Annotated in this window: 18 protein-coding genes; 13 read left to right on the top strand and 5 right to left on the bottom strand. The window is 35.8% G+C overall.

All coding sequences use genetic code 11. The features are described from left to right. Positions 1-330: 330 nt before the first annotated feature. The 8 genes from QY331_15650 to QY331_15615 all read left to right on the top strand — a co-directional run bounded on the left by QY331_15650 (position 331) and on the right by QY331_15615 (position 9536). Positions 331-1179 carry an SDR family NAD(P)-dependent oxidoreductase gene (locus QY331_15650; GenBank protein ID WKZ69397.1) on the top strand — a complete coding sequence of 283 codons (849 nt, stop codon included), beginning with the start codon at positions 331-333 and terminating at the stop codon, positions 1177-1179. Between the two features lie 79 nt (positions 1180-1258). Beyond that, positions 1259-2335, top strand: a complete 1077-nt coding sequence (locus QY331_15645; protein WKZ69396.1) for a sugar kinase — start codon at positions 1259-1261, stop codon at positions 2333-2335. A gap of 51 nt (positions 2336-2386) precedes the next feature. Beyond that, a complete protein-coding gene (locus QY331_15640; protein WKZ69395.1) occupies positions 2387-3658 on the top strand; it encodes a lactate racemase domain-containing protein in 1272 nt (423 codons plus the stop codon). 17 nt (positions 3659-3675) lie between these two features. Next, a complete protein-coding gene (gene gnd / locus QY331_15635; GenBank protein ID WKZ69394.1) occupies positions 3676-5127 on the top strand; it encodes a decarboxylating NADP(+)-dependent phosphogluconate dehydrogenase in 1452 nt (483 codons plus the stop codon). A gap of 188 nt (positions 5128-5315) precedes the next feature. Next, a complete protein-coding gene (locus QY331_15630; GenBank protein WKZ69393.1) occupies positions 5316-6092 on the top strand; it encodes a hypothetical protein in 777 nt (258 codons plus the stop codon). A gap of 21 nt (positions 6093-6113) precedes the next feature. Next, positions 6114-8312 (top strand): sodium-translocating pyrophosphatase, encoded by a 2199-nt coding sequence (locus tag QY331_15625; protein ID WKZ69392.1) that lies wholly within the window; start codon positions 6114-6116, stop codon positions 8310-8312. Positions 8313-8330: 18 nt separating this feature from the next. Continuing rightward, a complete protein-coding gene (locus tag QY331_15620) occupies positions 8331-8666 on the top strand; it encodes a cupin domain-containing protein (protein ID WKZ69391.1) in 336 nt (111 codons plus the stop codon). Between the two features lie 312 nt (positions 8667-8978). Continuing rightward, on the top strand, positions 8979-9536 hold the full coding sequence (locus tag QY331_15615; GenBank protein WKZ69390.1) for an SRPBCC domain-containing protein: 558 nt from the start codon (positions 8979-8981) through the stop codon (positions 9534-9536). 124 nt (positions 9537-9660) lie between these two features. Here QY331_15615 and QY331_15610 read toward each other — a convergent pair whose 3' ends face one another. Continuing rightward, positions 9661-14478 carry a choice-of-anchor A family protein gene (locus QY331_15610; protein ID WKZ69389.1) on the bottom strand — a complete coding sequence of 1606 codons (4818 nt, stop codon included), beginning with the start codon at positions 14476-14478 and terminating at the stop codon, positions 9661-9663. Between the two features lie 387 nt (positions 14479-14865). Then, complete coding sequence (locus QY331_15605; protein WKZ69388.1) at positions 14866-15822, bottom strand: TerC family protein; 957 nt, start codon at positions 15820-15822, stop codon at positions 14866-14868. Positions 15823-15917: 95 nt separating this feature from the next. Between QY331_15605 and QY331_15600 the strand changes: the two genes are divergently transcribed. The 5 genes from QY331_15600 (at position 15918) to QY331_15580 (ending at position 20961) form a co-directional block, all read left to right on the top strand. Continuing rightward, complete coding sequence (locus QY331_15600; protein WKZ69387.1) at positions 15918-16427, top strand: RNA polymerase sigma factor; 510 nt, start codon at positions 15918-15920, stop codon at positions 16425-16427. After that, a complete protein-coding gene (locus tag QY331_15595) occupies positions 16420-16986 on the top strand; it encodes a hypothetical protein (protein ID WKZ69386.1) in 567 nt (188 codons plus the stop codon). Before QY331_15600 ends, QY331_15595 begins: the two co-directional genes overlap by 8 nt. Before the next feature lies 1 nt (position 16987). After that, a complete protein-coding gene (locus QY331_15590) occupies positions 16988-17563 on the top strand; it encodes a DUF4252 domain-containing protein (protein WKZ69385.1) in 576 nt (191 codons plus the stop codon). Between the two features lie 61 nt (positions 17564-17624). Next, entirely contained in the window at positions 17625-18164 is a 540-nt protein-coding gene (locus QY331_15585; protein WKZ69384.1) for a DUF4252 domain-containing protein, read from the top strand. A gap of 145 nt (positions 18165-18309) precedes the next feature. Beyond that, entirely contained in the window at positions 18310-20961 is a 2652-nt protein-coding gene (locus QY331_15580) for a DUF5916 domain-containing protein (protein ID WKZ69383.1), read from the top strand. A 55-nt stretch (positions 20962-21016) separates the two neighbouring features. On the opposite strand, the gene QY331_15575 is transcribed toward QY331_15580, so the two are convergent. The 3 genes from QY331_15575 to QY331_15565 all read right to left on the bottom strand — a co-directional run bounded on the left by QY331_15575 (position 21017) and on the right by QY331_15565 (position 22644). Beyond that, on the bottom strand, positions 21017-21376 hold the full coding sequence (locus QY331_15575) for a co-chaperone GroES family protein (protein ID WKZ69382.1): 360 nt from the start codon (positions 21374-21376) through the stop codon (positions 21017-21019). 139 nt (positions 21377-21515) lie between these two features. Further along, complete coding sequence (locus tag QY331_15570) at positions 21516-21707, bottom strand: hypothetical protein (GenBank protein WKZ69381.1); 192 nt, start codon at positions 21705-21707, stop codon at positions 21516-21518. Between the two features lie 4 nt (positions 21708-21711). Continuing rightward, positions 21712-22644, bottom strand: a complete 933-nt coding sequence (locus QY331_15565; GenBank protein ID WKZ69380.1) for an HNH endonuclease — start codon at positions 22642-22644, stop codon at positions 21712-21714. Between the last annotated feature and the right edge of the window lie 161 nt (positions 22645-22805).

The following is a 22805-nucleotide window of genomic DNA, read 5'->3' as shown; positions in this document are numbered from 1 at the left end:
TGAATTACTAGAACAACATTTTCATAAACATCTTATGCATTTTAGCAGCAACTGACAAACGGCGGTTTCATTAATCATAGTACTTTAAGGAATTCTCCATTATTTCTTGTAGGGAAAGAAAGAGTATTGTATATTTGTATATACAAATAGCAAGTTTGATTATCCCTTAATGATTGACTTATATGTTCTATTTTTAGGCAGAAACAGAAAAAATGAAAATAAGATGAACTGAACTAATTTTTAAGAGTGACTCAATTTCTTTATAACTAAACAAGTAATTTAATATAGCAACAAAATATTTTTAATAAGTGATAATTGACCGGAGAATATATGAAAGGAACGACATTTTCTGATTTACAAAACAAAGTCTGTGTTATTACCGGAGGTGGCGGAACTATTGGCAATTCACTTGCAATGGGTTTAGCAAAAGTTGGTATGAAAGTCGCCATTTTAGATATTTCAAAAAATAATGCAGATGAATTAGCTGAGAAATTGCAAAAAGAACTAAACTGCAATGCAATCGGTATTGAAGCTAATGTTTTGGAAAAAAGTTCTTTAATTGCCGCACAAAAATTAATCAATGAAAAATTAGGAGCCGTGGATTTTTTAATAAACGGTGCCGGAGGTAATTCGCCGGCTGCTACTACCAAGACGGAATTCATTACCGATGATGTGGAGTCTTTGGATGATACTTTTTTCGGGCTAGATCTGAAGAGCATAACAAAGGTCTTTGACTTGAATTTTATGGGTACTTTAGTACCGACTATGGTTTTTGGAAAAGAAATGATTCAGCGAAAGTCAGGTACAATATTAAATATATCTTCAATGAATTCATTTAGACCATTGACGAAAATCCCTGCATACTCTGCGGCAAAATCCTCAATCAATAATTTAACGGAATGGCTGGCTGTGCATTTTGCTAAAATGAATGTAAGAGTAAACGCAATTGCCCCGGGATTTTTCATTACAGCTCAAAATAAATTTTTACTTATTGATGAAAATACCAATGAGTTAACCAATAGAGGAAACAAAATTATTGCTGCAACTCCTATGGGTAAGTTCGGAGAACCCGATGATTTAATAGGTGCTACATTGTTCCTTTTGTCTAATGCCTCCGAATTTATAACGGGTGTTGTATTACCGGTGGATGGTGGTTTTAATGCGTACAGCGGTGTGTAGTTTAACGGTTTTATCTACTATTATTAGCAGTTCAAAAATCTCGTAGATTGCTTTTCAAAAGAAAATATTGAGGAACAATATGTCATTAGAGTTAAAGAAAGATTGCAAATATGCATTGCTTGTACCAACAAGTATCGGAGTACGAATTACACCTGTAAACGGGCAGCCTGTTCATAGCAGCGATATGTTTATGATGCAGGTAACAAGTGCCGAAACTAATGTGGCAAGTATTGCTTCATATTTGGGATTACCGGTAAAAGTATTAACTTCTTTTGTAAAGGACAGCCCCATTTCGGAAAAGATTAAAAGTAATTTGAAAAGCCGGCATATGGATTTTGAAGGACCGGAAGTTGAACAGGGTAACCCATGGGGCTATCGTCATCAATTAAATATTGCCGATAGCGGCTACGGTCTGCGTGGACCTAGAGTTCATAACGATAGAGCCGGTGAGGTTGGAAGAAAACTCAACGTAAAGGACTTCGACTTAGATAGAATTTTTGGAAAAGAAGGAGTTCAAATAATTCATTTATCCGGACTAATTGCAGCACTCTCAGAAGATACAAGCATATTTTGTTTAGAACTTGCACGTTCTGCAAAAAAACACGGAACAAAAATTTCATTCGATCTAAATTACCGGGCTTCATTTTGGAAGGGAAGAGAAAAAGAATTAAGAGATGCTTTCACCGAGATAGCTTCGGTGTCGGACATTTTAGTCGGTAATGAAGAAGACTTCCAGCTTTGTTTGGGAATTGAGGGACCAGAAGCTGGCGGAAAAGAAGTAAACAAGATCGACAGCTTCAAGGATATGATCACAAGGGTAAAGAAAGAATTTCCAAACACATCCGTTTTTGCTACAACTCTTCGTCAAGTAATTCATACAAATCAGCATCTTTGGGGTGCAATAATGCTTAATAAGAATGATTGGTTTATTGCAGAGCCTAGAGAAATCTACGTTTTGGATAGAATCGGTGGCGGTGATGGATTTGTCGGTGGTATGTTGTACGGTATTCTAAAAAGCTGGAATCCGGAAAAATGGATGCAGTTTGGTTGGGCAAGCGGTGCTTTAGCAACAACGTTTTTAACAGATTACGCGCAGCCCGCAGATGAAGAAATGATCTGGAGTATTTGGCACGGAAACGCGCGAGTGAAGCGATAAAGCTTAACTGACTTTTCATTTATGAAGAAAATATTTTTTGGGTTTTAAATTATGTTATACTTTGCAGAAGGATCTGAAAATAAAGTATTCACTCAAGAAGAAATTAAAGCTGCACTGTTTACAACTTATGAAAAATTAGGTGGTAAAAATAAAGTGCTCGCTATTCCTCCCGATATTACACGATTCCATTCCAAGGCCGGTGAGTTAACCACTATAACTTATGATTATTATAAAGATAAATTAACTGACATTCTTCCTGCGCTTGGAACTCATTCTCCGATGACAGAAAAAGAAATAGATCATATGTACAAAGGTGTTCCCAAAAATTTATTCAGAGTTCATAAATGGCGGGAAGATTTAGCTACTCTCGGAATTGTTCCTTCCGAGTTTATTGAAAAAGTTTCTGAAGGAAAATTAAATTATGAATGGCCCGCACAAGTTAACAAACTGCTTGTTGAAGGCGGACACGATTTAATTCTTTCCATTGGACAAGTTGTCCCGCACGAAGTTGTGGGAATGGCTAATTATAATAAAAATGTGTTTGTAGGTACAGGCGGACAAGAAGGTATTAACAAAAGTCATTTCCTCGGCGCAGTTTACGGAATGGAACGAATGATGGGAAGAGCTGATACGCCTGTTCGCAAAGTTCTTAATTATGCTTCCGATAATTTTGCACTAGATTTACCCATCGTTTACGTGCTTACAGTTGTCGGTAAAGATGAAAACGACAAACTCGTTTTGAGAGGATTATATGTTGGCGACGATTACGAATGTTTTAAACTCGCCGCAGAGTTATCTCTAAAAGTAAACTTCATAATGCTGGAAAAGCCGTTGAAAAAGACTATAGTTTATCTAGAACCTGAAGAATTCAAATCAACTTGGTTAGGTAATAAAGGTGTTTATCGAACTCGAATGGCAATTGATGATGATGGAGAACTGATTATTCTTGCACCGGGACTAAAAGAATTTGGTGAAGACAAACAGATAGATAAATTAATTCGTAAATATGGATATCTAACCACTCCGGAAATATTAAAATTTGTCGATGAAAATGATGACTTAAAAAACAACTTAAGCGCCGCTGCACATTTAATTCACGGTTCATCTGAAAATAGATTTAAAATAACTTACTGCCCTGGTTATATTACCAAAGAAGAAATAGAAAGTGTTAATTATAATTATGCGGATTTATCAATAATGTTGAAAAAATACAATCCGGATAAACTAAAAGATGGTTTGAATAATGTTGATGGAGAAGAAGTGTACTACATTTCAAATCCGGCATTAGGGTTATGGTCATATAAAGATAGATTTACAGAATAAATTTAGGAGAACAAAAAATGAGTAAAGCTGATATTGGATTAATTGGTTTAGCTGTAATGGGAGAGAACTTAGTGCTGAATATGGAAAGTCATGGTTACACAGTTGCAGTTTATAATCGTACGATACAAAAAGTTGATGACTTTGTTAATGGAAGAGGAAAAGGAAAGAATATAATTGGTACGCATACTGTTGAAGAGTTAATTCAAAATTTAAAATCGCCTCGTAAAGTTATGATCATGGTCAAAGCCGGCAGCCCGGTTGATAAAGTGATCGATCAATTAGTTCCGTTACTCGATAAAGGTGATATAATAATTGACGGTGGCAACTCACACTTCCCGGATTCAATTAGAAGAACAAAAGAATTGGAAGAAAAAGGATTGTTGTTTATCGGTACAGGTGTTTCCGGCGGTGAAGAAGGCGCACTTAAAGGTCCGTCAATCATGCCCGGTGGTTCGAAAGATGCTTGGCCACATGTGAAGTCAATCTTTCAAGATATAGCAGCAAAAGTTGAAGACGGTTCACCTTGTTGTGATTGGGTTGGTGAAGGGGGTGCCGGTCATTTTGTTAAAATGGTTCACAACGGAATTGAATATGGTGATATGCAGTTGATTTGCGAAGTATATCAAATTATGAAAGACTTGCTCGGTATGAGTTACGATGATATGCATGATGTATTTAAAGAATGGAACGAAGGCGAACTCGATAGTTATTTAATTGAAATAACTCGAGATATTCTTGCTTATAAAGATGAAGACGGTGAACCGCTTGTTGAAAAAATTCTTGATACTGCCGGGCAAAAAGGAACCGGTAAATGGACTGCCGTTGCATCACTCGATCAAGGTGTTCCTTTAACTTTAATCGGTGAAGCAGTTTATGCCCGTACTCTTTCAGCAATGAAGGATGATAGAGTTGAAGCATCAAAAATTTTAAAGGGTCCAATCCCGAAATTTGAAGGCGATAAAAAACAATTCATAGAAGATTTACGTAAAGCTTTATATGCCTCCAAAATTATCTCGTATGCTCAGGGTTATATATTGATGAGATACGCAGCTGAAGAATACGGATGGAACTTGAATTACGGCGGTATAGCTTTGATGTGGCGCGGAGGTTGTATCATTCGTTCTATCTTTTTGGGAAAGATAAAAGAAGCATTCGATAAGAATCCGAAGTTAACTAATTTATTACTGGATGATTTTTTCAAAAAAACAATCGAATCATCTCAGGATTCTTGGAGAAGAGTTATTGCATCTGCTGCTACAAACGGAATTTGGATCCCGGCAATGTCAACTGCATTAAATTACTTTGACGGTTACAGGAGCGAAAGACTTCCTGCAAACTTACTCCAAGCGCAAAGAGATTATTTTGGTGCTCATACTTACGAAAGAATTGATAAACCAAGAGGCGAATTCTTCCATACAAATTGGACGGGAAGAGGCGGTAAAACAGCTTCTTCCACTTACAATGCATAATTGAGAAATTATTTCTTATGTTGGGTTATCTACAGGTCGAAGTTTTTTCACTTTAAAGTAAGGGAAATAATTTTTCCTCAAGAATTATTTTTATTAAAGGTTGATTTACACTTTAAAAGGATGTGAAAGTATTATAATGCAGTAGAAATTAGTAAATTCATAATTGAAAAATAAAATAGAGTATCACTATGAAAAAGTATCTCTATCTATCTTTAACACCCGAAGCTTTAATTGCCTCGATGCTGCCGCCGAATGAATTTGGTACTTACTTCGCGGTTGGTACAAAAAAACGAACAAGGGGTCAAGCAATATTCTTCGAAGTTGATCCTCAAAAACTAAACTCACACTTTCCATTAGATCTTATCGAAACACGATGTGTTCCTCAAGAGAACGGTAAACCAAAACGATCCGTTTACTTAGGTATTTATAGAGTTCTTGAACACATTCCTTTAGAAGCGCTTAAAAACTTATACTTAGTTACGGATGACGGACGTGTCTTAGAGCTTGAACAAGGGAAGTATGAAGAAAGAACAAACGATAAACTTCACCTTTACCAGCAGCTCAGTCCGGTCTCACCATTGATTGCAAGTATCGCAAGTCCTACTAATTTTATTGAAATATTAACAGACAAGAAAAAACCAATCTGGGTTCCTAAAATAGTTTTTGTTGAACTCGAATTAGGTGAACTTGCAAACAATCCGGAAACCGGATCGACCGATGATTTGCCTTATCCGAATATACATCATTTACGCGATTGTCTTATCAGCTTAAGTAATAAGCCTGATAAACCATCAAAAACAATTATAAGAACATTCAAAGGTGAGTTGTTTTACAGAATGTGTAAGAATGGAATCTTTGTTGGTGAAGCAAATTCATTCTTATTTTATCCGTTTCCTTCAAGAGAGGAATTAAAAGACAAATATCATGTGTGGTGGAGATCGGCTACTGATATAGGTTTTAGTTGATATAATTATTGAGGTAATAAAATGATTCCGAACAATTTATTCTGGCTTGTACCAATAGGTTCAATTCTTGCGTTAGGTTTTGCGTACTTTTTCTTTAAACAGATGATGAAAAGAAGTGAAGGGAATGACACGATGAAAAAAATTGCTGTTTATGTTCGTGAAGGTGCGATGGCTTACTTAAAACAGCAATATAAAGTTGTGATTATATTTTTTGTTATAATGACAATTCTATTTTCAATTCTTGCCTATGGATTTAATTACCAAAACCCGTGGGTTCCGTTTGCATTTATAACCGGTGGATTCTTTTCGGCTTTAGCCGGCTTTTTCGGTATGAAGACTGCAACGTATGCATCCGCACGAACTGCTCATGCAGCAAGTAATTCACTTAATGATGGTCTTCAAGTTGCATTCCGGAGCGGTGCAGTAATGGGGTTGGTTGTAGTAGGTTTAGGTCTGTTAGATATTTCAATCTGGTTTATAGTTTTAAATTATGTTTATCCGGTTACTTTAACAGACGGACACAATTTAATAGTAGTTACGACGACAATGTTAACATTTGGAATGGGTGCCTCGGCGCAAGCTCTGTTTGCGAGGGTTGGCGGAGGTATTTTTACTAAAGCGGCAGATGTGGGCGGTGATCTTGTCGGTAAAGTTGAAGCCGGAATTCCCGAAGACGATCCGCGTAATCCCGCTACTATTGCTGATAATGTCGGCGATAACGTTGGTGACGTTGCCGGAATGGGTGCCGATCTATATGAGTCATACTGCGGTTCAATATTAGCTACTGCAGCCTTGGGTTCAGCTGCTTACTTAAAAGACACTTCGATGCAGTTTAATGCTGTAATTGCACCTATGCTTGTTGCGGTGGTTGGAATCGTTCTCTCTATAATCGGAATATTTATGGTTAGAGCAAAAGAAGAAGCAAATCAAAAACAATTACTTGCCGCTTTATCAAGATCAATAAATGTAAGTTCAATTCTTATAGTAATATTTTCTCTCGGTATAATCCATCTTTTGGGATTTCCAAATCCTTGGGGAATTTGGGCGGCAGTCGTAACCGGCTTAGTTACCGGAATTGTAATTGGTAAAGGAACCGAATATTACACATCAGCTTCATACAGACCAACAATTGCGATTGCCGAAAGTTCAAAAACCGGTGCGGCTACAGTTATTATTTCCGGCTTAGGAATGGGAATGATTTCAACAATTATTCCTGTAATATCTGTAGTGGTCGGAATTATTTTTTCATTTATGTTTGCCTCCGGCTTTGATTTAGCAAATATTAATATGGGCTTATATGGAATAGGAATAGCAGCAGTCGGTATGCTTTCTACATTAGGTTTAACACTCGCTACCGATGCATACGGACCAATTGCAGACAATGCAGGCGGCAATGCAGAGATGAGTAATCTCGGATCAAAAGTAAGAGAAAGAACTGATGCACTAGATTCTTTAGGGAACACAACAGCTGCAACCGGAAAGGGTTTTGCAATCGGTTCGGCAGCTTTAACCGCTTTGGCTTTGCTCGCTTCATACATCGAAGAATTACGAATAGGTTTAATAAGAATTGGTGAAGAAGTACTTTCGCTTGGGAATGGAGTTGTTGTAAGTATTAAAGATGCAGAGATAATGGACTTTATGCATTACTTTGAAGTGAACTTGATGAATCCGATTGTTTTAGTCGGAATTTTTATAGGCTCAATGATGGCATTTGTTTTCTGCGGTTTAACTATGAATGCCGTCGGACGTGCCGCGCAGAAAATGGTTGACGAAGTAAGAAGACAATTTGCTGAAATCCCGGGAATATTAGATGGCAAAGCAATTCCTGATTATGCTAGATGTGTTGAGATTTCAACTAAAGGTGCACAGTTAGAGATGATTCTTCCCTCTTCACTCGCAATAGTCATTCCTATTTTAGTTGGAATAGTTTTCGGTGTCCCTGGTGTAATGGGATTGTTAGTCGGTGGTTTAGCAACGGGATTTATTCTTGCCGTATTTATGGCAAACTCTGGTGGTGCTTGGGATAATGCAAAAAAATATGTTGAAGAAGGAAACCTCGGCGGTAAAGGTTCTTCGAGTCATAAAGCTACAGTGATCGGTGATACTGTTGGTGATCCTTTCAAAGATACATCGGGACCTAGTTTGAACATATTGATAAAATTAATGAGTATGGTTGCAATCGTTATGTCAGGCTTAACAGTTGCCTTTTCTATTTTGTAAAATCCATTGAGGTTATTTGTGGAAAGCAAAAAATATTTGATCAATGAAGAAATCCCTTGGGAAAATATCATGAAGGGAATAAAGCGTAAAATGCTCGGCTTTAATAAGGATTTGATGATGGTTAAAATCTTCTTTGCAAAAGGAGCAGTCGGCGCAAAACATAGTCATCATCATAGTCAAACTTCATATATAGAAAAAGGAAAGTTTGAAGTGAACATCGGAGATGAAACAAAAATATTAAATGAAGGTGACGGTTTTTATGTCCCTCCCAACATTGAACATGGAGTAAAATCATTAACGCCGGGCATCATTATAGATGTATTCAATCCTTGTCGTGAAGATTTTTTAAGATGATGAAAATATCTAGAAGGTAAATCGTTGAAATGAGTGCAGAGGTATAGCTTTCGGTAATTCAAAAATCAGTATTTGTTTGTCGTGAAAGAATTATAAAAAATTCAATGAAAGAAATTGATCGTGATAGAAGAACGGGTTACGGTTGGTATACTTATGTACCTGAAGAAGTTTATGAATTGTATAAGGAATGGGAAAAACACATAAAAAATTAAACTCCATTGAATAGTCATTGTAAAAAATTATTATTTTGTGCTCGCAGTATTTTGCTAAGTTTATCTTAAAGCAATAAATCACAAAACAAGGGACACAAAAATGAAAAGTAAAACAATATTCATTTGGCTTTTTATTTGGGGGATAAACATGAACGCACAAAATAAAATTATAGATTTTGAATTTACAGTAAACACTTCGCCATCACAAGCATACAAAGCTTGGACAACAGTCGAAGGTATTCAGACATTTTTTGCTTTGGATGGGAAAATAGAATTAGAATTGTTCGGCGATTATCACATTTACTTTTTCCCGGATGCACCGGAAGGAAGCCGCGGTGCCGAAGATGAAAAAGTAATTTCATTCGAAGAAAATAAAATGATTTCATTCACTTGGGGATTCCCACCATCATTACCTGACCTTAGAGCTAATCAAAAAACAGTTGTGAATATTAGATTTAATCCGACGGACGATGGAAAAACAAAAATTCATTTTATACAAAGTGGTTGGGGTGAGGGAGAAGATTGGCAAAAAGGCTATGAATATTTTGTAGCAGCTTGGGGAAAAGCGGTATTACCAAGATTAATTTACAGTTTTGAGAATGGTCCGGTTGATTGGAATGACATGCCTGATCTATCACAATATCATTTAATTAAATAACGAAACTAAAAGCCCAGCTTTTCCGAGAAGCTGGGCTCTTTTAATTTGTATCTAGATTGACTAAATAAAAAAAGGCGGCTCAGATGAGCCGCCTTTCATATAATCACAAACCAATCACTTTCTTTTACTTTATTAATATCATCTTCTTGGAGAAGTTTACATCTTGACCAATCAGTTGATAGATATAGATACCGGATGCTAATTGATTAGCACTGAAATCCACTTTATGAACTCCCGGTTGCAATTGAGTATTTAGTAATTCTGCAACTTGCTGACCGAGGATGTTATAAACAACAACTTTATATTCACCAGCTTTTGGTACTGCAAACTGAATTGTTGTACTTGGGTTAAATGGGTTCGGATAGTTTTGATCCAATTTGAACTCTCTTGGTAAATCTTCATCTTCAACTGAAGTTACACCATTGTTATCAGTTTTGCGATAGATCTTACCATCACTTGTACCAACATATACGTTGCTTGCTTCAGAAGAACCGAATGCTAATACTGAGCTAGTACCTAATCCGCCCATCCCAGCATTGTTGAATGATGAACCACCGTCAACCGAAACATATATTCCACCAAGTAGTGTACTGATATAAACATTATTGTTTACGTCAACTGTTATGTCATAGATATAGTTTGCAGTTACTTCAGTAACATGTGACCAGTTCATTCCACCGTCAACAGATGTGTAAAGACCACCACCGTATGTACCGGCGAATAATGTACCGTTAGATGTTGAAGCGATTGACCATACAAAGTTGTAACCAATGTTTAGTTCAACCCACGAAGCACCTCCGTCACCTGAGTAACATACACCGTTACCTAATGTAGCAACGAAGAGTTCGATGTTAAAGTCTAGATCGAATGTAACTGTTATATCGTGTACTGCTGCCCAGTTAAGCATATCGGATTGTAGGTTTGTCCATGTCAATCCATCATCTTCAGAGACATAAACTCCGCCAGTCCAAACACCCGCGTAGATCTTTCCTTCAACTGCAACTAATGATCTTACATCCATACCAGCTAAACCAACTAATGTCCAGGTAGATCCATTATATCTAAATACACCTTGTTCAGTACCAGCATAGTAGTAACCGTTATGGACTAACAATGACCAAATGAAACCAACATTCATATCTTCGTTAATTTGTGTAAACTCTGTACCTTCTGTATTTGATTTATAGATTGCGCCACCCCATGTACCGACTAAGATACATCCATCGTCAGTATAAGCTAGTGACCAAACTATTTGACCTTCTAAGAAGCTACCAATGTATTCCCAATTACCATCTCCACTTCCGCCGCCGTTTCCACCACCATTGCCACCACCGTTTCCATTATCTTGACCATTCACTACGACAACAGCATCGTCACTATTATTGTCTGGATTTGTATCTGTTTCAATTACGTTTGTTAATGTTGCAACGTTTGTAATGACTTGTTCAACCGGAATATTGCCAATAAATTGTGAGTTGTTGAATTGACCCATTCCTTCAAGTGATTTACAAATCATTTGACCGTTCTGTACACCGGCTACAAAATTAACGTGTGCTTTTGGTGCAAGAATTGAACCGCGAATGTCAATACCTTGAATTGTAATATCTGTTGCTTCTTTGAAGTTATAAAGCACATTTCCTATTGATGTACCTTGTACTGTTAAACCACCGGACCAACTTACAGTAGTTCCGCTAACGTTAACAAGCACAACAGAACCGTTAGGTACATTGATTGTTACATTATTAGCTGCAGAAAGATCAGCAGCATCAACGCTAAATACATTAAGATAAGGATCAGTACCGGTTAACTTTAAGCCGCCCCATTCCATTGTTGTTGTAGCGTTTACACTATAACCGAACAATGTTGAGGATAATCCAAGTAAGTAACCCTCAGCTGCTGAGAAGTCAATACGATTAGGATTCTTTATTAAAGAACCACCACTAATACTTACAGCGTAGTAAACACTATCTAGATTTGTTGTATTACCATAAACTATGTTTCCGTTATAAACCGCACCGGAAGTGTATTGAAGATCGTTTCCGACAATCAGCACATCACCGCTATTAGCGGGAAGTTTATCCCCAACACTGTAATTTGCAAAACTTGCATTTCTACCAACAGCAACTCTTCCTTCTGTATCGGATGAAGGTTGTGTTGCATCATAAAGAACAAACAAGTTGTAATCAGAAGCGATTCCTAAATTGAAACTAGCATTGTTTACATCTTCAACATCAACTTGAACTGTAATTTGTAATGTTTCAGAAGCTCCGTTTGCTAAGTTTCCAACATTCCATACGCCTGTGTTTTGATCATATGATCCTACAGAAGCTGAACTTGCTATAAATACAACACCGTCAGGAAGAAGATCAGACACTTCTACTCCGTGAGCATCGTCAGGACCATTATTAGTAACTGTTATAATGTAATTAAACTGAGTTCCGTCTTCTGCATTATAAGTAGATGCTGATTTAATAACTTCTATATCAACTTCAGGTTCTTCAGCAGGAGCACAATAACCGAAATCAATTGTATAATCTTTTGAATCATCGTGTGGTAAGACAACTTCGACTCCATTTACATCGCTATCTTTTGCGTCGTTACTACCTTGATCTGTTGGTGCAGGTGTGTAACCTTCCGGTAAAGTTGATTCATCAACAAATACAAAGTAAGTTCCGGCACAAAGTCCTGTAAATAGATAGTTACCGTTTGAATTTGTATAAACTGTATCTATTGGAGTATTTGCCGCATCTTTTAATATAACTCTAACATTAGAAATACCGGGCTCTGAAGTTGCACCTGATCCGTCTTGAATACCGTTACAGTTTTTATCACCACCGTCTTCTCTGTAATCTAACCAAATTCTATCACCGATTTCACCTGAACAATCCGGTGCACATTCAATCATGGTTGTCCATTCAGAGTCATCGCGTACATTTGCGGATCCGTCAATTGGATGCCCGATAGCCCATGCATGGTTAACTAACTCGCCGCAATCTGTCGATTTAACTGTGTATTCTTTTTCGAAGAATTTCACGTCACCAGGATGAACCGGTGTAATGTTTTTGATTTTATGATCACCGGATGGATTTATTAAATCATCATATATATCCACACCACCGCTAAGAGTAACATCGCCGCAGTTTTCAATTCGGAAAGTATATGTGATTACATCACCAGGTTTAGCCGTAGCAGGACCTTCTTTAATTATTGAAACACATGTTTTATAGAAACCAAAATCTATTGTTGTGTTATCTGCACAATCTAATGTTACTGTAACAGATTCATTTTTGTTTGCATCGCTATCTTTTGAATCGTCGCTACCTTCATTTTTCTTTGTCGAGTACCATTTAGTTTGGTCAGTACTTTCCAAAACACCACCCGCAGCATAATTTGAAGAAGCAACTTTAACTGAATAAGTGCCATTTTCTAAACCGGCAAATTCATAATAACCGTTTTCATCAGTTGTAGTGGTTAGAGTAGTACTGCCATAAGTCAACTCAACAACAACACCTTCAATACCAGGTTCATTGTTGTCTTGAATTCCGTTCACGTTTTTATCATGCCAAATGAAATCACCGATTTTGTTTTCACAATCTTCAATTTCTTCACAAGAAGGACCAAGAATTGTACAATAATAACTCGAGGTACCTGCTTTAAAAGCTATATCAACTATATCTATATCATAAATACCGTTGAGTGTAAATGAGAAAGTAAGTGTACCACCGTTTTTATCAATTTCTTTATCCCACTTAATACCATAAACACTTGTGGTAGGATCAACTACAACTTCCCATTTCCCGCTGAATGATGCACTAAGTACTTCGTGTTCTTCACAAAGAGCAAGTACCCAATGAGAAAGATCTTTCGAAGCACCCATACCGGTTACTGTATAAGTCCAAGTAGAAGTTCCGTCTCCATTATTAATCATACCGTCAAATTCAAATTTAAATCCGTCAAATATTGAAACAGAATTATCGCCGTCACCGTCACAATCATCTTCGGCAAATTCCCAATTAACTTCGGCTGTTCTGTTAAGGGTTCCGGTCGTAGGTGTTGCAAGTACTAATTTTTGTTTATCGTCCGGATTTGTTTTATGTACATATCTTGTTCCCAAAGGTATTGTTACTTCTGCCGTTGCAGTTACATTGGCAAAATCTACAGCACCTTGAGTTAAGCTAACCGGACCAGCATGACCTGTTGCATCCGTAGTAACTGAAACGTCACTTAAAGTACCGGAAGTACTTGAAAGATTTACTAAAATATTTGGTGCAGCATTGTCAAAATTATCTGTTGTGTAAATATCAAAAAGAGCTGCTTGACCACTAGGAATTGTTTGTGTTGAAGGAACAATTGTTAATGTGTTAGCGTAAGTAATTGAAGCTGCATTGGCATTTGCATCAGCTATAATTGCTAAAGTTCTGCTTTTAATATCTGATTTACTAATTGTATTTGCATTAACACCATCTGCAAAATGCCAAATTGCCAACTGTACTGCAGCGGCTTCTTTCGACTCGGTTAACGAACCGGAATATGGAAGTGATTTAAATGGATAATAATTATATAGTATATAAGTTATTTCCGCCGGAGTATTTCCATCGTCTGTATATTCATGTTGATGTTCTGAGGTCCATGTTGCTAAAGGATGTTGTAGATCGATACAGTAAAATTTAGCATTCTGTCCGTCTAAATCACCTTTAAATGTACCTGCCCAAACTTCTTGTGTATTATTTGAATAAGGGTTTGTTATATCAATATCGCCTGTACCTTTGTCGATACCAAATACTTTTGCAGTACTAGCACCGGTCATAATAACATTACCCGGATTATAAGGAGTTTGTTTTTGATCTGCGTTCGGATTAACCGACGCGAATAGTTGTGTTGTTAACCCTGTTACTAAGAAAACAACTGTTAGAATAGAAGAGAGTAAATTTCTCTTATTCAATGTAGCCTCCATTTGGTTTTTTATGTTCGTTTCTGATTTCATCATAACTACTTATCCAAAGGAGGTGCCAAGAAAATATTACGTTTTTGCTACAAAAACGAAGATTATGTGAAGTGAATGTGTCTCAATTTGATATTGCGATACATTTGAGAATAGCTGATTGTATTAAATTGAAGTTTCAATTAGGTGGAGTTCTTACAAATTAATATACTTCTGAGAGATAAGGTCCTTATTTAATAAACTGATAAGTGTAGTTTAATCGTGAAAAACAATCAAATTATTAATTTACCAGGTGACATATCTCAAAATGATACTAGAATTTTGCACTAAAATATGAAATGTGCCTGAAAACAATGATTTTAAATACCTTTTGTTGATAGGGCAAGATTAGTTTTTATCTTTTTGCAGAAGAGACACTGCAACTCCAAAACCTAAAATCAATATTATTACTCCGAGAGAAAAGAGTGTCGGAATATGATATAGTTCCGAAATTAACATTTTTACACCAACGAAAATCAGCACAACCACAATACTAATTTTTAGATAACGGAATTTATTCATCATTGCGGCTAGAGCAAAATAGAGTGATCTTAATCCAAGGATTGCAAATACATTTGAAGTAAACACAATATAAGGATCGGTTGTAATCGCAAAAATTGCGGGAATTGAATCGACGGCAAAAATTACATCGGTGCTTTCAATTACAAGCAATACTAAAAACAAAGGGGTAATGGCTCTTTTTCCATTCAGATGTGTAAAAAAGTGATGCCCTTCATATGTCCCGGTTACGGGATAAAGCCTCCTTGCTAATTTTACAAGTGGATTTTCATCCGGATGAATTTCTTCATCTTTTGAAATCAGCATTTTAATTGCGGTAAGAATTAATAATCCACCGAATACATAAATCATCCAATCAAAACGATCAATTAGAGCTGCACCTGCATAAATCATAATTCCGCGCATTATAAGTGCACCAAGAATTCCCCAAAATAAAACTCTATGTTGATAAATATCCGGAACTCGGAAGTACGCAAAAATCATTGCGATGACAAATATGTTATCCAGACTAAGTGATTTTTCAATCACATAACCTGTGAAATATTTTATCGCCGCTTCCTTACCACCCATATCATGACCAACATGAAGACCTATGCCAAGCCAATGATATTCATAAGCAAAATAAATGAATACATTAAAAAGCAATGCGAGGAAAATCCAAAACCCGGTCCATAACAAAGCTTCTTTTGTAGAAATTGCCTTGTCTTTTTTATGAAATACACCGAGATCGAGTGCGAGAAGTATAAAAACCAAAAGCAGAAAACCGAGCCAAAAATAGAATGTCATAATTTTTCCTAAAACGAATCAGCTAAACTAATAAATTATTTATCAACTTCTTTGTAACATTTTTAGGTCTCATTCCGTCTTTATATGTAGAAATCATGATCTCTAGGGAAAAGAAATACAGTTTGCTGGTAAAACAGCATAAAAATATGATTTACGGCTATGCTCTTTGCATGTTGAAAGACAGAATGGAAGCAGACGACGCGGCTCAAGAAGTTTTAATCCGGTTTTGGGAAAATTTAGATAAGATAAATCTACTTGCGGCAAAATCCTGGCTGATGAGAACAACTCACAATTTGTGTATTGATTATATAAGAAAACGAAAACCATTACATGAAATTGACGAAGAGTTTTCGGAATCAATCAGTGCGCAGGAAAATGAAAGTAATCCATTAATAATGACACAGATAAAAATGGCAGTATCAAAAGTAAAAGAATTAATAAAAGAATTGCCTGATCATCTAAGAAGTGTTTTTGTCCTATACGAAATTGAAGGACTTAAATATAAGGAGATCAGTAAAACATTAGATCTCCCGATAAATACAGTAAAAGTGCAACTATTAAGAGCAAGAAAACAATTACAAGAAAAGATGAAAAATTATGAATAATATATTAGAAAATAAAAACGAACAAAAAACTATCGACTTAATAATCAATGCCGCTTATGGTAGTGCAAACATGTTTGAAAAAATTAAAGTCTGGTTTCTTATAAGAAAAAATGAAGAATTGAATTTGTTCTACAAAGAATATAAAGCAACAGCAGATTCAATTCATTCTTTACCAAGAGAAGTAATGCCGGATTATATTCTTGAAAGAGTAGAACATTCAATTAATAATTCGATACAAGTTAATGAAAACAGTTTCATCTCGGATTTGTTGAACATATTCTTAACAAGACCGCAGATAGTTTTTGTTGCGACCGCCATTGTAATTGGATTAATGATCTCATCACTTTTTGTAAAAGAACAACAGTTCAACAATCAATATTCACAAGCCGAAATTGAATTAGCAAACAAACAAGCACACGAAGCATTATTGCTTGTTAGTAAAATTTTTAATTCGACACATACAACACTTACGGAAGAAATTCTTCCAAATAGAGTTGTAAAACCATTAAATGAAGGTTTTGGATATGTAAACGATTTATTCAAAAAAGGAGATATATAAAATGAAAAACTTAACAAAATATTTTGCAATAGTTTTCTTTACCGCATTCAGCATGATTTTCGCACAAAGCAAGGACTTTACCAACGAACCCGGTTATGTTGATTTTGGTGATTTAGCACAATTTGAAACCGGTGAGGGAGTAACTGAAGTTTATCTGGAAGAAAACTTACTTAAGATGGTTTCCAAAATCACAAATGAAAGTGAACCCGATGTTACTGAATTACTGAAAGGATTAAAACTCATCAAAGTTAACTCTTTCGAAGTTTCGGATAATAACGAATCTGCTTTATTAAAGCGCATGGAAGATATCGACAAAAAACTTAACGGAAAAAGCTGGCAAAGAATTGTTAAAAGAAAAGCAAAAGATGAAACTGCTTACGTTTATGTGCGAACAGGTAATTCCGATAAATTTACCGGTCTCGTAGTACTTGCATTCGATAAACCAGGCGAAGCCGCCTTCGTAAATATTGTCGGCGATATCAATTTAGAGACAATTGGCAAACTGACTAATCGTTTTGATATTCCGGCTCTCGGCAAAGTTAATGAAACAGATGAAACTAAAACCGACAAGAAATAATATGTTTATGACACAAACTCGAAAGCGGAACGTCTAAATTTTTGAAAATGGGGAAACGATTATGAAAGCAACTAAATTGATAACAATAACTTTGGCGATAGCATTTTTGTTATCCGGATGTATCGCAGTTGATGGTTATTTCAAAGGTGTAAGGAATAAAGTATTCAGCAGTGTTGAAGGTGATTTTAAAAAAGAAGTTGAATTTTCGATAGGACCGGCAGCCATAACACTTTCAAGTGCGGTTGTAAGTTTTTCGGATGCACCTGAATTTACCGACGATATGTTACGGAAAGTCGATAGAATTCAGCTTGGTGTTTATAAAAATTATGATTGGAAAAACTATAAACCCAGCTTCAATTCACTTAGAGAAATAACCGCAGAATTAAAAGACGATGGCTATGATTGTATTATAAGATCGGTTGATAATACTGACATGTTTGCGGTGATGGTTAAAACAAACACAGATAGAATAAAGGAAATGTTTGTTATTGCCGTAAATGATGAAGAGATGGTTATGACTCAAATTTTCGGTGATCTTGATGAACTTCTAGAAATTGCAATCCGATCTCAAGGCATGAACGTAAATTTTGCAAAAAACTAAATTTTTATTTGGGCTGACTGAGAAATAATTTTTAGTCGGCCTTTTTTTTCTCGCCTCCTTACAACTTTCTTCGCTTAGATGAGTCTAAATACAATAAATGGGACAATTATTCGTTTATTAGAGAACAGTTGGGGGGATTTTTTTTATGAAATTAGTAATTCTAATTTTATTTTCATTTCTAATTAGCTTTTCATTTGTATCCGCAAAGGAAAAAGCCGGTAATTCCAAGCGAGTCAATGCTTTCAAATTGGAACAATCAATAAACCTTGATGGAATTCTGGAGGAAGAAATTTGGAGCAAACCTCCTGTTAAAGAATTTACCCAGCGCGATCCGGAAGAAGGAAACCCGGCAACAGAACCAACACATGTTTGGGTCGCTTATGATGATTCATATCTATATGTAGGTGCTCGTCTTTACGATTCCAAACTAGACGAACTTGATGCCAGTCTGGCCAGAAGAGATTCCTGGCATGATTCGGATTGGTTCACTTTTTATGTTGATCCATATCTTGATAGAAAAACCGGTTATTATTTTGCAGTCAATGCCGGCGGTTCAATCAGAGACGGTGTCTTCTATAATGATAGCTGGAACACCGATTCTTGGGATGGAATTTGGGAAGCCAAAACTTCTGTCAACGGTGATGATTGGACTATTGAAATGAAAATCCCGTTTTCACAATTACGTTTTAATCAAGCCGATGTAATGAACTGGGGAATAAATTTTAAAAGAGAATTAAAAAGAAAAAAAGAAGTTACCTACTTTGTAATGATTCCTAAAACTGAAAGCGGGTTTGTTTCTCACTTTGCAACTCTTGAAGGAATTCAAGGGGTTGAACCAAAACAAAGATTAGAAATTCTTCCTTACATTGTTCAAAAAGCGCAATATCTTGTACATGATGAAAATGATCCTTTCTATAAGGGCAATCAATACAAAACAACATTTGGTGCAGATATAAAAGTTGGAATAGGAACTAACTTGAATTTGGATTTAACAGTTAATCCTGATTTCGGTCAAGTAGAAGTTGATCCCGCTGTATTAAACTTGTCGGCATTCGAAACTTACTATCCTGAAAAAAGACCATTTTTTATTGAAGGCGGAAATATATTCAGCTTTGGTTCTAATGGATCAAACAGTAATTGGGGATTTAATTTCGGAAATCCCGATTTGATTTATTCGAGAAGAATCGGAAGATCGCCGCAAGGTCCGGTTCCGGACAATGAGTATGTAAATTATCCAACCGAGACAAGAATATTAGGTGCTGCAAAACTGACAGGTAAACTAAACGATACATGGTCTCTCGGTGCAGTAAGTGCCTTAACCGAAAGAACATATGCGAATTATCGATTAGAAGGAAATGAACATCAAGTTGAAGTTGAACCTCTTACTCATTATGGTGCAATTAGAGCGCAAAAAGAAATAAACGGCGGAAAGCAGGGTTTGGGTTTTATTGCTACAGCCGTTAATCGTGACTTAAGAACTCCGGAACTTGAAGCAAGAATGAGTGATCAAGCATATGTATTCGGTCTTGATGGTTGGACATACTTGGATGATGATGAAACTTACGCACTTACAGGTTATGTAATCGGTTCATATACTACCGGATCAAAAGACTATTTAACCAGACTACAAAAGCAACCTTATAGATATATGCAAAGACCCGACGCAACGTATATGACTCTCGATACAAATAGAACTTCACTTTCGGGTGTTTACTCACGCATTGCATTGAATAAACAGAAAGGGAATTTTTATATAAACTCGGCTCTCGGTTTAGTTTCACCGGGATTTGAAAACAACGATCTCGGTTTCCAGTGGATGGCTGATAGAATTAACGGACATACTGTTCTCGGTTATCGTTGGTACGATCCCGATAGTTTGTTCAGACAAAAATGGTTTTATGTTTCTCACGCACGAACATACGATTTTGAAGGAAACAATTATCAAAACTTATTATGGGGAAGAATCGGCGGACAATTTCATAATTATTGGGAATTCGGATTAGTTCTATTTAGCCAGACAGAAACTATGGTTAAAACTCTTACACGCGGTGGTCCGATGATGAAAAATCCTTCATATTACGGAATTGAATTTTGGGGAAATACCGATAGCAGAAAAGATGTGATGTTTTATGCAGGTGGATATTTTAATTCTGATGCACTTGGTTCAAATGCTTACAACGCATGGTTAGAAATGGTTTGGAAACCAAATTCTCAAATTTCATTTACATTTGGTCCAGAATACCAATTCATGCATGAAAAAACACAATGGGTAACTCGAATTGAAGACGCATCTGCGGTTAACACTTACGGTAACAGATATATTTTTGCAAACATCGACCAGGATCTTTTAGCCGCAAATATTAGATTAAATTGGACTTTCACACCGACGTTGAGTTTACAATTGTATTTACAACCATTATTTGCTGTCGGGGCCTATTCCAATTTCAAAGAAGCTGCGAGACCGAGTTCGCTCGATTATAATGATTACGGTAAAAACGGATCGACAGTCAGTTATGATTCCGAAAACTCTGAATATACAGTTGATCCTGATGGTGATGGACCTAATAGTTCGTTTACTTTTGGTAATCCGGATTTTAATTTCAAATCATTAAGAGGAAATATTGTATTACGTTGGGAAGTTCTTCCCGGTTCAATATTTTACTTCGTGTGGGCGCATGATCAAACAAATTTTGATGATCCGGGCAAATTTAATTTGGGTAATGATTTCAAAAATTTATGGGCTGCCGAAGGGAATGATATTTTCTTAGTAAAGTTTTCTTATTGGTTTGATATGTAAATTGTAACCGTAGACTTTATGTCTGCCGTTTTTCATGTCGGCATAAAGCCGACGGTTACATTAATAGTTCTTCATCACGAAGCAATAATAAAATTGCCGATTGACTTACAATCACCATTTTTTGTTTATCAAGTTCAATATCAATTGCATCGCGTCTTAAGAATAATGCAAAGTCACCTTCCTTTGCTTGTAGCGGAATATATTTTGTCTCTTTTTCTTTCCAAACTTCTGTTTCATCTGTCGTTGCGGGGATTGGATAACCAGGACCAACTTTAATAATATATCCACCTTGTACTTTTTCTTTTTCCGTTACTCCAGGAGGAAGATATAATCCGCTTCTAGTTTTTTCAAGATCACTTTCCGGTTTAATTAAAACTCTGTCACCGACTACAATTATTCTTTCTGTTTTTACCATTTTGTTACCTCAGAATCAGAAGCTATTTAACTTAATTATCTTATTCTCACTGTTCTATATCTATCACCAATAATAATATATTTTTTACGACTATCTTATAAGCCATTTAAGTAATCTTGACAAGTTTCACTACTTACAATTATTTATTGTTATCTTGGTTTTCTATTTTAGTTATGATAACATTTTCAATTATTTCAAACCAATCAACATTTTTATTAATTGTCTCTTCAATAATATTCATTTCATCGTTTGTTACTGTTCGATTGAGAATTTCATTTGCTACTAGTTGTACATCTTCTATGCTTAGGGAATAGATAATTTTATTTTCCATTTTGTTAACCTTTTTGTAGAATGTTTTCCATATGCCATTGTAAAGCTAGGAAGTCTGGCCATTGACTTTTATCTGATGGTAAAAAAAGCTTAATATTCTTATTTGTTGGGTAGTTTATTAAATCATAATTCCACTGTTTACCCATATCGTTCGGCAGATTATGCACAAATCTAGATGTCACAATCCGTAATTCAGGGTCAATCCCATACCATCCAACATCGAATGCCCAATGATGAAATCGACATAAACTAAGACCATTCCATATATCATCTTTACCATTTTTGCTGTGTGGAATAATATGCGCTGCTTCAACTTCCCATTGATATTTGTTGGGAGAATAAATTTTCAATCCACAGATAGCACATTTAAAATCATAAGCCTCTATGATTGCTTGTCTAAAACCTCTTGAACGAATATTCATTAATCTAGTGGTCTGTTTTTTATTCGAATTACTTGAGAAGGGGATATACTTTTGGGGTTTTTCGGTTACTCTAATTTTTTTAGCTACTTCTTCCACCTCAAAAGATTTAATAAAGAGTTTATTTTTTTGCTCTTTCGGGATATTTAATAAAGCCAAAGCCTTATTGTAACCGGCTTCAGTAAGCATCCATTCTTTTTTATTTGTCAATTGATATGTTTTCGTCGGACGAGTTATTAGTTCTCTTTTTGCTAAGTTGTCAGCTGCTCTAAATAATAAACGATGCCATAGATTCGACTTTTTAAGTCGATTTTCTTTTCGATAGATAGTTTCTAAATAGGATTTCCTTTGCTCCGTATTTAAATTAAACGTATCTGCAATTTTTGTAACTATCTCCTCGCCAGTTCCAAACTCTTTAATTGTCCCATTATGTTCAACGAGTATTATTAACAAATTCTTTTCAACTTCACTTCGAGAAGGCATCCGAAGTTTGGCTAACATATTGCTTTCATAACTCATAATTGCATACCAAATAAATTTTGAAGTAATTATTTTAATTACAATTCAATTAGTAGATTTACCATAACATTGTTTTGTATTGAAAAGAAAAGCAACAAAAATTTTCTTTTTAACAGTTATTCCACTGATTACAATTGAAAAATTCCGCTTACTAGAAACCA

The sequence above is a fragment of the Melioribacteraceae bacterium genome (genome assembly GCA_030584085.1).
Classification (GTDB): Bacteria; Bacteroidota; Ignavibacteria; order Ignavibacteriales; family Melioribacteraceae; genus SURF-28.
The sequence above is the reverse complement of the archived record's forward strand: the minus strand, read 5'-3'. Positions and strand labels throughout refer to the sequence as shown.

Bases quoted from the DNA above. Each gene is read 5' to 3' on its own strand.
- QY331_15650 (WKZ69397.1), top strand. From the start codon at position 331: ATGAAAGGAACGACATTTTCTGATTTACAAAACAAAGTCTGTGTTATT.
- QY331_15645 (WKZ69396.1), top strand. From the start codon at position 1,259: ATGTCATTAGAGTTAAAGAAAGATTGCAAATATGCATTGCTTGTACCA.
- QY331_15640 (WKZ69395.1), top strand. From the start codon at position 2,387: ATGTTATACTTTGCAGAAGGATCTGAAAATAAAGTATTCACTCAAGAA.
- gnd (WKZ69394.1), top strand. From the start codon at position 3,676: ATGAGTAAAGCTGATATTGGATTAATTGGTTTAGCTGTAATGGGAGAG.
- QY331_15630 (WKZ69393.1), top strand. From the start codon at position 5,316: ATGAAAAAGTATCTCTATCTATCTTTAACACCCGAAGCTTTAATTGCC.
- QY331_15625 (WKZ69392.1), top strand. From the start codon at position 6,114: ATGATTCCGAACAATTTATTCTGGCTTGTACCAATAGGTTCAATTCTT.
- QY331_15615 (WKZ69390.1), top strand. From the start codon at position 8,979: ATGAAAAGTAAAACAATATTCATTTGGCTTTTTATTTGGGGGATAAAC.
- QY331_15605 (WKZ69388.1), bottom strand. From the start codon at position 15,822: ATGACATTCTATTTTTGGCTCGGTTTTCTGCTTTTGGTTTTTATACTT.
- QY331_15600 (WKZ69387.1), top strand. From the start codon at position 15,918: ATGATCTCTAGGGAAAAGAAATACAGTTTGCTGGTAAAACAGCATAAA.
- QY331_15595 (WKZ69386.1), top strand. From the start codon at position 16,420: ATGAATAATATATTAGAAAATAAAAACGAACAAAAAACTATCGACTTA.
- QY331_15590 (WKZ69385.1), top strand. From the start codon at position 16,988: ATGAAAAACTTAACAAAATATTTTGCAATAGTTTTCTTTACCGCATTC.
- QY331_15585 (WKZ69384.1), top strand. From the start codon at position 17,625: ATGAAAGCAACTAAATTGATAACAATAACTTTGGCGATAGCATTTTTG.
- QY331_15580 (WKZ69383.1), top strand. From the start codon at position 18,310: ATGAAATTAGTAATTCTAATTTTATTTTCATTTCTAATTAGCTTTTCA.
- QY331_15575 (WKZ69382.1), bottom strand. From the start codon at position 21,376: ATGGTAAAAACAGAAAGAATAATTGTAGTCGGTGACAGAGTTTTAATT.
- QY331_15570 (WKZ69381.1), bottom strand. From the start codon at position 21,707: ATGGAAAATAAAATTATCTATTCCCTAAGCATAGAAGATGTACAACTA.
- QY331_15565 (WKZ69380.1), bottom strand. From the start codon at position 22,644: ATGAGTTATGAAAGCAATATGTTAGCCAAACTTCGGATGCCTTCTCGA.